Source organism: Micromonospora ureilytica, assembly GCF_015751765.1.
GTDB lineage: Bacteria > Actinomycetota > Actinomycetes > Mycobacteriales > Micromonosporaceae > Micromonospora > Micromonospora ureilytica.
On record NZ_JADOTX010000001.1, the window covers coordinates 3,772,053 to 3,784,934 of the forward strand.

General features: G+C 72.5%; 12 protein-coding genes. 9 read left to right on the forward strand and 3 right to left on the reverse strand.

Annotated features, from left to right (window positions below):
• Positions 1–171: 171 nt before the first annotated feature.
• A complete protein-coding gene (locus IW248_RS16940) occupies positions 172–735 on the reverse strand; it encodes a plasmid pRiA4b ORF-3 family protein (RefSeq protein ID WP_196927778.1) in 564 nt (187 codons plus the stop codon).
• Between the two features lie 150 nt (positions 736–885).
• Between IW248_RS16940 and IW248_RS16945 the strand changes: the two genes are divergently transcribed.
• Entirely contained in the window at positions 886–1,674 is a 789-nt protein-coding gene (locus IW248_RS16945) for a pyrimidine reductase family protein (RefSeq protein WP_196927779.1), read from the forward strand.
• Here IW248_RS16945 and IW248_RS16950 read toward each other — a convergent pair.
• A complete protein-coding gene (locus IW248_RS16950) occupies positions 1,635–2,378 on the reverse strand; it encodes a hypothetical protein (protein WP_196927780.1) in 744 nt (247 codons plus the stop codon). The two genes, IW248_RS16945 and IW248_RS16950, sit on opposite strands and share 40 nt — an antisense overlap.
• Positions 2,371–2,883 (reverse strand): SigE family RNA polymerase sigma factor, encoded by a 513-nt coding sequence (locus IW248_RS16955; protein ID WP_196927781.1) that lies wholly within the window; start codon positions 2,881–2,883, stop codon positions 2,371–2,373. The genes IW248_RS16950 and IW248_RS16955 overlap by 8 nt, the downstream gene beginning before the upstream one ends.
• Positions 2,884–3,106: 223 nt before the next feature.
• Between IW248_RS16955 and IW248_RS16960 the strand changes: the two genes are divergently transcribed.
• From IW248_RS16960 to IW248_RS16995, 8 genes are all read left to right on the forward strand, one after another.
• Positions 3,107–4,858, forward strand: coding sequence for an ATP-binding protein (locus IW248_RS16960; RefSeq protein WP_196927782.1), 1,752 nt, complete (start codon positions 3,107–3,109; stop codon positions 4,856–4,858).
• Between the two features lie 16 nt (positions 4,859–4,874).
• A complete protein-coding gene (locus tag IW248_RS16965; RefSeq protein ID WP_196927783.1) occupies positions 4,875–6,023 on the forward strand; it encodes an exonuclease SbcCD subunit D in 1,149 nt (382 codons plus the stop codon).
• On the forward strand, positions 6,023–8,497 hold the full coding sequence (locus tag IW248_RS16970) for an AAA family ATPase (RefSeq protein ID WP_196927784.1): 2,475 nt from the start codon (positions 6,023–6,025) through the stop codon (positions 8,495–8,497). Before IW248_RS16965 ends, IW248_RS16970 begins: the two co-directional genes overlap by 1 nt.
• On the forward strand, positions 8,460–9,512 hold the full coding sequence (locus tag IW248_RS16975; RefSeq protein ID WP_231396337.1) for a hypothetical protein: 1,053 nt from the start codon (positions 8,460–8,462) through the stop codon (positions 9,510–9,512). Before IW248_RS16970 ends, IW248_RS16975 begins: the two co-directional genes overlap by 38 nt.
• An 18-nt stretch (positions 9,513–9,530) precedes the next feature.
• Entirely contained in the window at positions 9,531–10,388 is an 858-nt protein-coding gene (locus IW248_RS16980; RefSeq protein WP_196927785.1) for a spermidine synthase, read from the forward strand.
• A 126-nt stretch (positions 10,389–10,514) separates the two neighbouring features.
• Positions 10,515–11,207 carry a sigma-70 family RNA polymerase sigma factor gene (locus tag IW248_RS16985; protein WP_124773096.1) on the forward strand — a complete coding sequence of 231 codons (693 nt, stop codon included), beginning with the start codon at positions 10,515–10,517 and terminating at the stop codon, positions 11,205–11,207.
• Positions 11,204–11,986, forward strand: a complete 783-nt coding sequence (locus IW248_RS16990) for an anti-sigma factor family protein (RefSeq protein ID WP_196927786.1) — start codon at positions 11,204–11,206, stop codon at positions 11,984–11,986. Before IW248_RS16985 ends, IW248_RS16990 begins: the two co-directional genes overlap by 4 nt.
• Positions 11,987–12,189: 203 nt before the next feature.
• On the forward strand, positions 12,190–12,837 hold the full coding sequence (locus IW248_RS16995) for a hypothetical protein (RefSeq protein WP_124819861.1): 648 nt from the start codon (positions 12,190–12,192) through the stop codon (positions 12,835–12,837).
• Positions 12,838–12,882: the final 45 nt, after the last annotated feature.

Below are 12,882 nucleotides of genomic sequence, written 5' to 3' on the forward strand. Positions count from 1 at the left end.
GATGCGTCAGTGATCCGTGCCACCCTCGGGAGCGCTCCCATGAGATTGCCGGCGGGTAACGGGAGTGTCAATAGGGCGTTGGGAGCGTTCCCAGATCGTTACCGCTGATCACTCCGCCACCGCCTACCCCACCAGCACCGCGAGTTTCTTGATCAACAACGCGTGGGGGCGTTAGCAGAAGCGGCGGAGGAGGATGGTCGCGCGGTCGGGGTCGAAGCGGGACGGGTCGAAGGTGGAACCCGCCCAGTCACGCAGCACCGCGTGGCGGCAGCCGACGACGTCGGCTGCGGCGGTCGCGTCGTCCAGGGCTTCCAGGAGCGCCTGGTAACCCGACGGCCCGCCGATACCCTCCGGCGGGCAGGCCCGCTCGCCGGCCAGGCAGACCGGGTACCGCTCGTCCGGGTCGGCGGTCAGCGCGTCCTCCACGACCAGGTCGTGCTCCCACCAGTCGCCGAAGTCGTAGGTGTAGGAGAACCGGCTGCCCTTGCCGAGCACCGCGTCGAGCCGCACGTCCAGCTCGTCGTGCAGCGCCAACTCCCCGTCCGGGTCGGGCTCGCCGTACTGCACCGCATCGATCTCGAACGAGTGCAGGTGGCAGTCCCGCCAACCCATCGCGTGCTGCGCCACCCGGTGCAGCCGGTCCAGCGTGTAGCCGGCCGGCACGAGCACCCGGCGCCACACCGGCGGGCGGGTCCCGGCGAGGGACATCTTCAGCTGGAAGATCTGACGCGACATGCTGTCCTGTCCTCCCGCGGCTTAGGCTGCGAGCATGATCTGCCGAGCGTGCCGGGCCCGGCGACACGACGACTGCCCGGGCCGGAACTGGTGCGACTGCCAGCACCGTACCGCCGAACCGACCCCTCCGGTCACCGGTCCGGCCGGCGAATGACCGTCGGAATTCCGATCCGACGGCTCTGGCCCGAGCCGTCGACGCAGCCGCTCGATGACGCCGCGCTGACCACTCTCTACTGCCGTGCCGACGAGCCCCACCTGCGGGTGAACTTCGTGGCCAGCCTGGACGGCGCGGTCAGCGTGGACGGCTACTCCGCCGGGCTCTCCGGCGAGCCGGACAAACGGGTGTTCGGCCTGCTGCGGATGGTCTGCGACGCCCTGGTGGTGGCCGCCGGCACGCTCCGCCACGAGGGGTACCGGGCGGTCCGCCTCGACGAGCGCCGCCGCGCCTGGCGCCGCGCCAACGGGCTGGCCGAGTACCCGACGCTCGTGGTCGTCTCCGGTTCGCTCGACCTGGACCCGGCGCAGGCCGCCTTCGCCGACGCGCCGACCCGCCCGATCGTGCTCACCCACGCCGACGCCGATCCGCCACCCGGCCTCACCGACGTCGCCGACGTGCTGCGCTGCGGCACCGAGCGGGTCGACCTGGCCGCCGGCCTCGCCGAGCTGCACCGACGCGGGCTCACCCAACTGCTCTGCGAGGGCGGCCCACACCTGTTCGGTGCGCTCACCGCCGCCGATCTGGTGGACGAGCTGTGCCTCACCGTGTCGCCGCTGCTCGCCGGGCCCGGCCCCGGCCGGATCACCGCCGGCGACGCCGCACCGCCCCGGCACCTGCCACTGCGGCACGTGCTCGCCGCCGACGACGGCGTCCTCATGCTCCGCCACGCCCGCCCGAGACCTCAATCGATGAGCACCGCCCCGGGAGCCCACGGGATCTGATAGCGCCGACCGTCCTCGGTGCTCGCCCAGACCTGCACCTCTTCGTACGGCTCGGCGGCGACCACCTCGACCACCGCGCCCCGCGGCGCCGCGCCGAGCGGATGCGGCACGCCGTTGGCGACGACCTCGACGGTACGCCCCGGCGGTGCCTGGACCAGGACGTAGAGCCGACCACCGGAGCGCCGGGCCACGGCCACGCCCAGCCCACTGCCGGTGGATCTGACGCTCGCGCAGACCACATCACCGTCGACGCAGGCCAGGTCGTACGAGAGGTGGTCGAGCAACCGGCGCGGTTCGCCCGCGTCCGGGGCGACCAGGACCTCGAGGGCCTGTCCCCCGGCGGCCCGCTCCCCGGCGCGTGGCTCGCTTCGGATCAGCACGAGCGTCTCCGTCCCGACCCGGCCGACCGCCACGACCTGCGCCGGCGTCACCGGTCGACCGTCGAGACCGACGATTCCGGCCGGGACGTCGGCAGCGGCGCTCGGCCCGACGCCTCCGCCCTCGCTGCCACCATCGGCCGGCCCCAGCTGCGGAAGCACCAGTGCCCCAGCGGCCACCACCACGGCCACCGCACCGCCGGACAGCAGCAGACGCCGACGGCGACGCGCCCGGCTTCCCACCATGACCCGTTGGGCGAGACCGGGCGGCAGTTCCACGCTGGCGACGGCGTGGTCGAGCAGGCGGGTCACCTCGTGGTCACGCATGGTTCTCCTCCGCGAGGTCGAGTGCAGGGACACCTGCAGCCTCCAGCCGGGCCCGCAGGCGGTGCAGACCACGGGATGCCTGGCTCTTCACCGAACCCACGGAACAGTCCAGTTCGGCAGCGGCCTCCGCCTCGGAGAAGCCAAGCCAGTAGCGGACCACCACCACTGCCCGCATCCGCGGCGGCAGCTCCCGCAACGCCGCCAGTAGCAACTCCCGGTCGTCGACCCGGGTCATCTCGTCCTGCTGCGGCGCCATGTCCGGAAGGCCGGCGACCCGACGTCGGTTCCACGGTGAGCGCCACCGGCTGACGAGCCGATTGGTCATCGCGCGACGCAGGTACGCCTCCGGCTGCCGCTGCCGGACCGCGTGCCAGCGTGGGTACGCCTGCTCCAAGACCTCCTGCAGCAGGTCCTCGGCGTCCGCCCGCTGCCCGGTGAGAAGAACGGCGAAACGGAGCAGTCGCGGGCCGGACGTCGCGACGAAGGCGCCGAAGTCGTCATTCATGCGTACTCCATGCCTAGGTAACGCCGCCGGCGCTCCGAGAGTTGAGTCCGGTGCGCGCCGATACGACTCCCGCCCACCTCATGCGCTCGGATGAGCACCCTGCGTCATGAGTGTGACGGCGCATGGTGTCGTCCGCCGCGTCGCGTGGCGACCTGTCGTACTCCTCGGGCAGGATGCACAACATGGTTCCCGACCGTGCTGCCCGACCGACCCGAGTCGCCCGATGACCGACGCCGACCTCGACAGCCCGGGCGAGGCGGTCGGGCGGGTGCTGGGCACCGCCGACGCCACCCCGCTGCAGTTCTGGACGGCCGTGGCGCCCGGCAGCTACCTCCAACTCGACGACGTGGTGGTCACCCGACGGGAGCTGCCGAACCGGGAGCCGGTGACCATCGCCGGGGTGGTCACCCAGGTCCGCGCTCGGCACGAGGGCGCCCAGTTCGACTCCGACGTGTTCGCCATCGCCGACGGCACGCTGCCCGCCCAGGTGCAGGAGGCGGCCGAGATCACCACCACGCGTGTCGATCCGGAGCTGTACGTGCCGCCGACCCCGGGCGCGGTGGTGCACCGGGCCGAGGGTGACGCCCGGGCGCGCGCGCTGCACTTCGACCGGATGGAACGGCGCATCCCGATGGGGATGGGTCGGGACGGGGTCCCGGTCTATCTCAACGCCGACTTCCTCGACGGCAGCCGGGGCGCGCATGTCTCCATCTCCGGCATCTCCGGGGTGGCCACCAAGACCAGCTTCGCGACCTTCCTGCTCTACTCGGTGTTCCGCTCCGGGGTGCTGGGCGGCGACGCGGTAAACGCCAAGGCGCTGATCTTCAACGTCAAGGGTGAGGATCTGCTCTTCCTGGACCACCCCAACACCCGCCTCGACGAGCCCACCCGCGCGGCGTACGCGAAGCTCGGGTTGAGCGCCGGCGCCTTCCCCGACGTGCGGGTCTACGCCCCACCCCGGGTCGGCGACGCGGCCGGCACGCCGGATGTGAGCAGCCGGCTCACCGGGGTGGATTCGTTCTACTGGACGCTCAGCGAGTTCTGCACCGACCGCCTGCTGCCGTACGTCTTCGCCGACGCCGACGACGAGCGCCAGCAGTACACGATGGTGGTCCACTCGGTGGCCGCGCACCTGGCCCGCTACGCCCAGCCCGCCGACGGCGGGGTGAGCATCGACGGGGTCCGGCTCGGCTCCTACGGTGACCTGGTCGACCACATCGTCGATCAGCTCAACGACGACGAGACCCGCTCCGACTGGGCGGGCAGCGCGGTGGGGCTGGGCACCGTCAACGCGTTCGCCCGGCGGTTGATCGGCAGTAAGAAGGACCTGGCCCGGCTGATCCGCGGTGACCTCGCCACCCGTCGCCCCCACTCCATCAACACGAGCGAGTCGGCGCAGGTCACGGTGGTCGACCTGCACAACCTGCCCGACCGCGCCCAGCGGTTCGTGGTGGGTGTGACGCTGAAGAGCGAGTTCGAGCGCAAGGAAAAGTCGGGCACCTCCAAGCCGCTGCTCTTCGTGGTGCTCGACGAGCTCAACAAGTACGCCCCCCGGGAGGGCTCCTCGCCGATCAAGGAGGTCCTGCTGGACATCGCCGAGCGGGGCCGGTCGCTCGGGGTGATCCTGATCGGCGCGCAGCAGACGGCGAGCGAGGTGGAGCGGCGGATCGTCACCAACTCGGCGATCCGGGTGGTCGGCCGGCTCGACCCGGCCGAGGCGTCCCGCCCGGAGTACGGCTTCCTGCCCCCCGCGCAGCGCCAGCGAGCGTTGCTGGCCAAGCCGGGCACCATGTTCGTCAACCAGCCGGACATCCCGGTGCCGCTCTGCCTGGAGTTCCCGTTCCCGGCCTGGGCCACCCGGGTCTCCGAGGCGGGCCGGGCACCATCGGAGACGCTGCGCTCGATCACCCAGTCCGCCGACCCGTTCGCCGTGGTGGGCTCCGGCGGCGGCACCGACGACGACATCCCGTTCTAGGCAGGGGGCAGCAGCCATGAAGATCCTGCACACCTCCGACTGGCACGTGGGAAAGGTGCTCAAGGGGCAGTCCCGGGCCGACGAGCACAAGGCCGTGCTGGCCGGGGTGATCGAGATCGCCCGTGCCGAGCAGCCGGATCTGGTGATCGTCGCCGGTGACCTCTACGACACCGCCGCGCCCAGCTCGGAGGCGACCCGCCTGGTCACCCGGGCGTTGACGGCGTTGCGGCGGACCGGCGCGGACGTGGTGGCGATCGGCGGCAACCACGACAACGGCCCGGCGTTGGACGCGCTGCGCCCGTGGGCCGATGCCGCCGGCATCACGCTGCGCGGAGGGGTACGGGAAAATCCGGACGAGCACGTCATCGACGGCACGACCGTCGGCGGCGAGCGGTGGCGGCTGGCCGCGTTGCCGTTCCTGTCCCAGCGGTACGCGGTGCGCGCGTTGGAGATGTACGAGCTGACCGCCGCGGAGACCAACCAGACGTACGCCGACCACCTGGGCCGGGTGCTGGGGCGACTGACCGAGGGTTTCACCGAACCGGACCGGGTGCACCTGGTCACCGCGCACCTGACGGTGACCGGCGCGGCCACCGGTGGTGGTGAGCGCGACGCGCACACCGTGTTGGGCTACGCCGTTCCGGCCACCGTCTTCCCGGCCACCGCGCACTACGTGGCGCTGGGTCACCTGCACCGGGCGCAGCGGGTCGCGGGCCCCTGCCCGGTCCGCTACAGCGGCAGCCCGCTCGCGGTGGACTTCGGTGAGCAGGAGAACATCCCCTCGGTGACGATCGTCGAGGTGACGGCCAGCACCGCCGCCCGGGTGCGGGAGGTGCCGGTGACGGCGGCGAGCGCGCTGCGGACGGTGCGGGGCACCCTGGCCCAGCTCGCCGAGATCGAGGCGCCGGACGCGTGGCTGCGGGTGTTCGTGCGGGAGCAACCCCGCGCCGGCCTGCGCGAGGAGATCCAGGAGCTGCTCCCCCGGGCCCTGGAGATCCGGATCGACCCGGAGCTGTTGGCCGCGCCGGGCAGTGGCGCGCGCATCGCCCAGCGGTCGGGGCGTTCGCCCAGGGAGTTGTTCGCCGACTACCTGGACAGCCGGGGCCACGCCGACGAGGGTGTCCGGGAGCTCTTCGACGAGCTTTTCGAGGAGGTCGAGCACTGATGCGTCCGATGCGGTTGGACATGGCCGGGTTCACGGTCTTCCGGGACGAGACCACAGTCGACTTCACCGACGCCGACTTCTTCGCGCTGATCGGCCCGACCGGTTCGGGCAAGTCCACAGTGCTGGACGCCATCTGTTTCGCCCTCTACGGCATGGTGCCCCGCTGGGGTGGCGCCCGAGGGTTGGCGAACGCGCTCGCGCCGTCGGCGACCGAGGCGCGGGTGCGGTTGGTCTTCGAGTCCGGCGGCGCCCGGTACGTGGCGACCCGGGTGGTCCGCCGGGACGGCCGGGGCAACGTGAAGACAGCGAACGCCGGGTTGCAGCTGATGCCGGCCGGCTTCGACGTCACCAAACTGGACACCGGCCTGAGCCCGGACGACCTCGGCGAGGTGGTGGCCGGCACCCCCGCCGAGATGGAGCAGGCGGTGCTGGAGGCGGTGGGGCTGCCGTACGAGCAGTTCACCAGCTGTGTGGTGCTGCCACAGGGGCAGTTTGCCGACTTCCTGCACGCCAAGCCGGCGACGCGGCAACAGATCCTGGTCAACCTCCTGGGCCTCGGCGTCTACGAGGATGTGCAGAAGAAGGCGACGGCGCGCGCCGCGCAGGCGGAGGCCCGGCTGGAGGCGGTCGACCAGGTGCTCGCCGGGTTGACGGGCGTGGACGACGAGGCGTTGGCCGAGGCCGACGCCCGGGTGGACCGGATGGCCGAGCTGGCCTCCGCGGTGGCCGAGGCGGTGCCGGAGCTGGCGGCGGCCCGGGTCACCGCACGGGAGGCCGCGGCGGCGCTGACGGCGCTGGACGACGAGCTGACCGTTCTGACCGGGGTGCGCGCGCCGGCTGGGGTGGCCGCTGTCGCTCGCGCGGTCGCCGCGGCGCGGGCCGACGCCGAGGCGGCGGCGACCGCGGTGTCGCTGGCCGAGGAGCGGGAGGACAAGCTGCGCGGCGAGCTGGCCGCCGCCGGTGACGAGAGCGCGCTGCGACTGCAACTGCGGGCGTACGACGATCGGGATCGGCTGTCCGGCGAGGCCGACACGGTCCGGGCGACGGTGCGCGCGGCGAACGACGAGCACGCCGCGGCGGTGGCGGCCCTGGCCGCCGCACGCGTGGTCGCCGAGCGGGCCGACACCGAGCTGGAGGCGGCCTTCCGGGCGCACGAGGAGGCGAAGGCCACCGACCTGGCGGTGAGCCTGCGGGTGCACCTGCATGCCGGCGTGGCGTGCCCGGTGTGCGAGCAGCCGGTGGCCGAGGTGCCGGCGGTGCCTGCCGATTCGGCGGTGGCCGCCGCGACGGCCGCGGGCAAGGCCGCGCGGGCCGCGACCAAGGCCGCGCAGACGACAGTGCAGGAGCGGGACACGGCGGCGCGGGAGCTGGAGCGGCTGCTGGTGCAGGGGCGAGCCCGGCAGGAGCAGATGGAGGCCCGGCTGGCCGAGCTGGACGGGCAGCTCTCCGGCGCGGCCGAGCCGGCCGTGCTGCGCCGGGAGTTGGCCGAGCACGCCCGGCTGCGGCGCGCGTTGGAGGAGGCGGCAACCGCGGTCCGGGCCGGCCGCGAGACCGCTCGGCAGACCCGGGCCGCTGTGGACGCCGCCGAGGAACGGCTGCGGGCGGCGTGGCGGGCCTTCGACACCGCCCGGGACGGGTTGGCCCGGTTCGGCCCGCCGGCGACCGACCGGGACGACGTGGCTGCCGCGTGGGCGGCGCTGACCGACTGGGCGACCACCGAGGCGGACCGCCGCCGGGCCGAGCGGGCCGGTCGGGCCGCCGCCGTGGCGGAGGCCGAGTCGGTGGCCGACGGGGTGCAGCGGGCCATCGCGGGCATCTTCGCCGCCGCCGACGTGCCGGTCGGGGACGACCCGGTGCACGCGGCGACCGTGGCGGTGGAGCGGGCCGACGCCGACCGACGGCGGCTGCACGAGCGTCGCGAGCAGGCCGGAACGTTGCGCGAGCAGCGGGCGGGGCACGAGCGGGAGGCGCAGGTGGCGCGCGCGCTCGCCGGGCACCTGCGGGCCAACAACTTCGAGCGGTGGTTGCTGGCCGAGGCGTTGGACCTGCTGGTCGACGGCGCGTCGGGGATCCTGCGGGAGTTGTCCTCCGGGCAGTACGAGCTGGTGCACGACAAGGGTGAGTTCGTGGTGGTCGACCACCACGACGCGGGGCTGCGTCGCGGCGTACGGACCCTCTCCGGCGGTGAGACGTTCCAGGCGTCGCTGGCGTTGGCGTTGGCGCTCTCCGAGCAGTTGGCCGGGATGTCCACCACGGCGGCGAGCCTGGAGTCGATAGTCCTGGACGAGGGTTTCGGCACCCTCGACGCCGCCACCCTGGACACGGTGGCGGCGACCCTGGAAAACCTGGCGGCCCGGGGCGATCGGATGGTCGGCGTGGTCACCCACGTGCCGGCGTTGGCCGAGCGGATCCCGGTCCGCTTCGAGGTGCGCAAGGATGCCCGGTCCGCCCGCGTGGAGCGGACTGGCCGGTGAGCGCGAGGAGTGCAGCGCAGCGGAGCCCCGCAGTCGCGAACGAAAGGCCAGCTCGGTGAGTGACGCCGCGTTCTTCGTGGATTCGTGGGATCCGGCGTACGGGGCGTCGTTCGAGGCGTCCGCCGCCGGTCCGGCCGCGCAGAGCAGCGCCCAGGTCGACGCGGACGTGGAGTTGCCCGCCGTGGACTGGCGGGCCATCGGGGTACGCCCCGGGGTGCTGGCGCCCGACGTGGTGTTGCTTGTCGACGGGGTTCGGCGCATCGACGCGAGCATCTGGACGGCCGAGTCCGACGGTCTGTCGTTTCCCGGGTTGGCCGCCTCGTACGCGGCCGGGGTGGTCCGGTGCGACCTGGGCCGGGGTGCGGCGCAGTTGGCGGGTACCCGGGTTGGTCGGGGTCTGTTCACCGCGAGCCCGTCGGCGCAGGATGTGGTGGCGGGCGCGATCCGTTACCCGGTGCACCGGGTGGGTGGCACGGGTGAGCTGGCGAAGCTGCCGGCCGCCGTGCAGGGTCCGCTGACCGCGTTGGAGGTTGCGGTGTCCGACGCCGCCCGGGTCGACGGTGATCTGTTGGTGGTGGACGGCCCGTTGCGCAGTCGTCGGCAGTTGCCGCGCACCCTGGGTTACATCAAGACGCAGCACAGTCAGTACCTGGATGCCCGGTTGACCGCCGTGGTGACCGGCATGGCGTCGGGTGAGCGGTCCCCGGTGTTCCGGCTCGGCACCGCCTGGGGTGGTTGGTCGTGGTATTTGCGGCTGCCGGTGGCGATCGGCGCGCCGTGGGCGGGCATCGTCCGGGTGGAGTGCTCCGCCGACCTGCCCGTCGAGGCGGCGATCGAGTTGGCCGACCTGTCGTTGGTGACCCTGCCGCGCTTCGCGTCGACTCCGTACAAGGATCCGCGGGCCCCGCAGAACCTGATCCCGATCGCGGGCCTGGAGCGCCGACTGCGGGCCCTGCTCGGCGATTCCCGGCTGCTGCACCGCGCGTTGACCGCTGCGGCCCGCGCCGCCCGTTGAACGCGGATACTGGTTCCGGTGGGGCGTAAACGGGCGGGTGACCGGGTGGTCGAGCAGGTGGACACCGGGTTGGCGGAGCTCGTCCCGGATCCGGACCGGGCCGGCTCGTGGACGCTGCTGCTGGACGGCGCGCCACAGTCGCACGTCGACCTGACCGACCCCACCCACCTGGAGTTCGAGTACGTGCGGCGGCTGGCCGCCGCGGTGGATCTGATCGCTCCGGCCGGCGAGCCGCTGCGGGTGCTGCATCTGGGTGGCGGCGCCCTGACCCTGCCCCGGTACGTCTCCGCCACCAGACCCCTGTCGACCCAGCGGGTGTCCGAGGTGGACGGCGCGCTCGTGGAGTTGGTCCGTCGGGCGTTGCCGTGGCCGTCCGACGCCCGGTTGCGGGTCCGGGTGGAGGACGCCCGGGCGGTGCTGACGTCCACCCGGGAGGCCAGCTACGACGTGGTGGTCGCCGACGTGTTCTCCGGTGCGCGTACCCCGGCGCACCTGACGTCGGTGGAGTACGCGGCCGAGGTGGCCCGGGTGCTGCGTCCCTCCGGTTGGTACCTGGCGAACCTGGCCGACGGCCCGCCGCTGCGGCACGCCCGTGGGCAGGTCGCCACGGTCCGTTCGGTGCTGCCGCGGGCCTGTCTGGTCGGGGACGCGGCGGTGCTGCGCGGGCGCCGGTACGGGAATCTGGTGCTGGTCGCCGGGCGGTCCACGCCGCCGGTGCCGGAGCTGACCAGACGCGCTGCCGGCGACTGGTTCCCCGGCCGGGTGGTGGCCGGCGACGAGCTGGATCGCTTCGCCAGCGGCGCGCAGATCGTCCGGGATGCCGACGCGACCGGCTCCGATCCGCCACCGCCTGGCCTGTTCTCGGTGCGCCGCTGACCGTCCACTCGACAACGCGCCGTAGATATTTTCGCCGATTGTTGATCCGTTGGGGCCGGTGCTGCGTACCACCGGGCGGCCCACCTTGTGGGCCGGCGTTGGTCACGGACGATCCCGGAGGTCTGCATGCACGCGGTGGCGGCCGGTTGGCATGGCGACGCGGTACGCGCTGACTGGTTGTCGGCGCGACCGTCGTCACGGTCAACCTCGTCTGCCCGGGGGGTCGACGCGCGGGCGACGCCTCGCCAGAATGGTCCGGTGACGCCGCGACCGGCGCCCGGGCGCCATCAGGCGACGTCAACCGAGGCCAGCCACTCCGACCAGTTGATCCGTCAGCTCTATGCCGAGCACGCGGGTCCGTTGCTGATGTTCGTCATGCGCCTCACCGGGGGGGACCGGCAGCGCGCGGAGGACATCGTCCAGGAGACGCTGCTGCGGGCCTGGCGCAACGCGCACCGCCTGGGCACCCAGGGGCAGGGGTCGTTGCGGCCGTGGTTGGTCACTGTGGCCCGCCGCATCGCCATCGACGAGCACCGCAGCCAGGAGGCCCGGCCGCCGGAGACGTACGACCGGGACCTCACCGCGTTCGCCGAGGCGGACAGCACCGACCGGGTGCTGCGGACCATGACGGTGGCGGACGCGCTGCGTACGCTCAGTCAGTCGCACCGGGAGATCCTGATCTCGACGTACTTCCGGGGGCGGACGGTGCCGGAGGCCGCCGAGGAGTTGGGCCTGCCGCTGGGCACCGCCAAGTCGAGGGTCTACTACGCGCTGCGCGCGCTGCGCACGGCTCTGCAGGAGCGGGGGGTGACAGAATGAGCCGGCCGGACCACATGGACGTCGCGGCGTACGCGCTCGGTGTGCTCGACGAGCAGGACACTGAGCGGTTCGAGGAGCATCTCGCCACCTGCTGGGCGTGCGCGGCCGAGTTGGAGACGATGGTGCCGGTGGTGGGGCTGCTCTCCGACATCGACGGCGAGACGATGATGGCGCTGGAGCAGACGGCGACCGACCCGGCCCTACTGGACCGGACGCTCGGCGCGGTCCGGGCCCACCGGCGGCGTACCCGGTTTCGTCAGATGCTCGCGACGGCCGCCGCTGTGGTGGTCTTCGGCGGTCTGAGCGGGTACGGCTTCGTCAGTGTGACAGGCAACGAGCAGTCGCCGGGGGTGCTCGCCGAGTCGACGCCGAGTGCACCGAACGACCCGCCGACGAGCGTGCCGACGGCCGCACCGAGTGGCCCGGGTGTGGGCGGCACCGAGGTGGAGGGCGACCAGGTCGAGGCGACCGACCCGACCACCGGTGTGCAGACCACCATGTTCCTGGTGACCAAGGACTACGGCACCCGGATCAACTTCAGCCTGCGGAAGCTGCCCGGCCCACGCGTCTGCCGGCTGGTGGTGGTACGCAAGAACGGCAGCACCGAGGTCATCTCGAGCTGGTCGGTGCCGGATGGCGGTTATGGCACCAGCACCCGACCGCAGGGTCTCGAACTGAGCGCCTCGACGTCGGCTCTGCCGAAGGACATCAAGCAGCTCCAGGTGCAGTCGGTGGATGTCAACGGCGTGGCGAGTCCGCTGGTCACCGTACCCATGTAGGCGCGCTTACCGCATCGGCGCCGGTCATTACCACAATGACCGGCGCCGATCTGTCGTTGCGCGAGGAACCCCTCGCGAGGGCGTACGCAGCGCGGCCGGAAACGGTTCAATCGAATTACGTGAAATTGACCACTGTTACTACTTCAACCTTGACAGCCTGCCCGCCGTACCTATGGGTGAACTGTCAAGAATGAGGAGGGCACGTGGCACAGATGAAGCGGACCGTCATCGTCGCGAGCGCGATGGTCGCACTAACGGCCTGCGCTCCCGCGGGTTACGACGGGGCGAACTCGAGCGCGGCCGAGCCGGTCGCCGTCGCCGCGGCCGAGCCCACCGCGACGGTTGAACCTGAGGCCTCGGCGTCCGCGGAGGCGCCGGCCGCCGACGCCCCGCCCGCGGACGTCGACCTGACCGAGAAGTTGGTCGGTAAGAGTGTCGCCCGGATGGGCAAGGTGGTCATCGACCAGGACGGCTGGATCCTGTACCGCTTCGACAAGGACACCGCCGACCCGCCGTCGTCGAACTGCGTCGACAAGTGCGCCGAGGTGTGGCCCCCGGCACTGACCGACGGCAACCCGCAGCTCACCGGCGTCTCCGACGACAAGGTCGGCAGCGTGACCCGGCAGGACGGCACCCGTCAGCTCACCGTCGGCGGCTGGCCGGTCTACCGCTACATCGGTGACAAGAAGCCCGGTCAGTGGAAGGGCCAGGCTGTCGGTGGCACCTGGTTCGTGGTCCAGCCGGACGGCAAGAAGAACCTGAGCTGCCTGCCCAAGGGCACGCCGAAGGCGGTCGCACCGCCGGCGGACAGCGGCTCGAACGACGCAGGTGGCTCGGGCTACTCGTACTGAGCCCGATCGCCCGTGAGGGCACGGTGGTCGGTCGTCGCCGGGGAG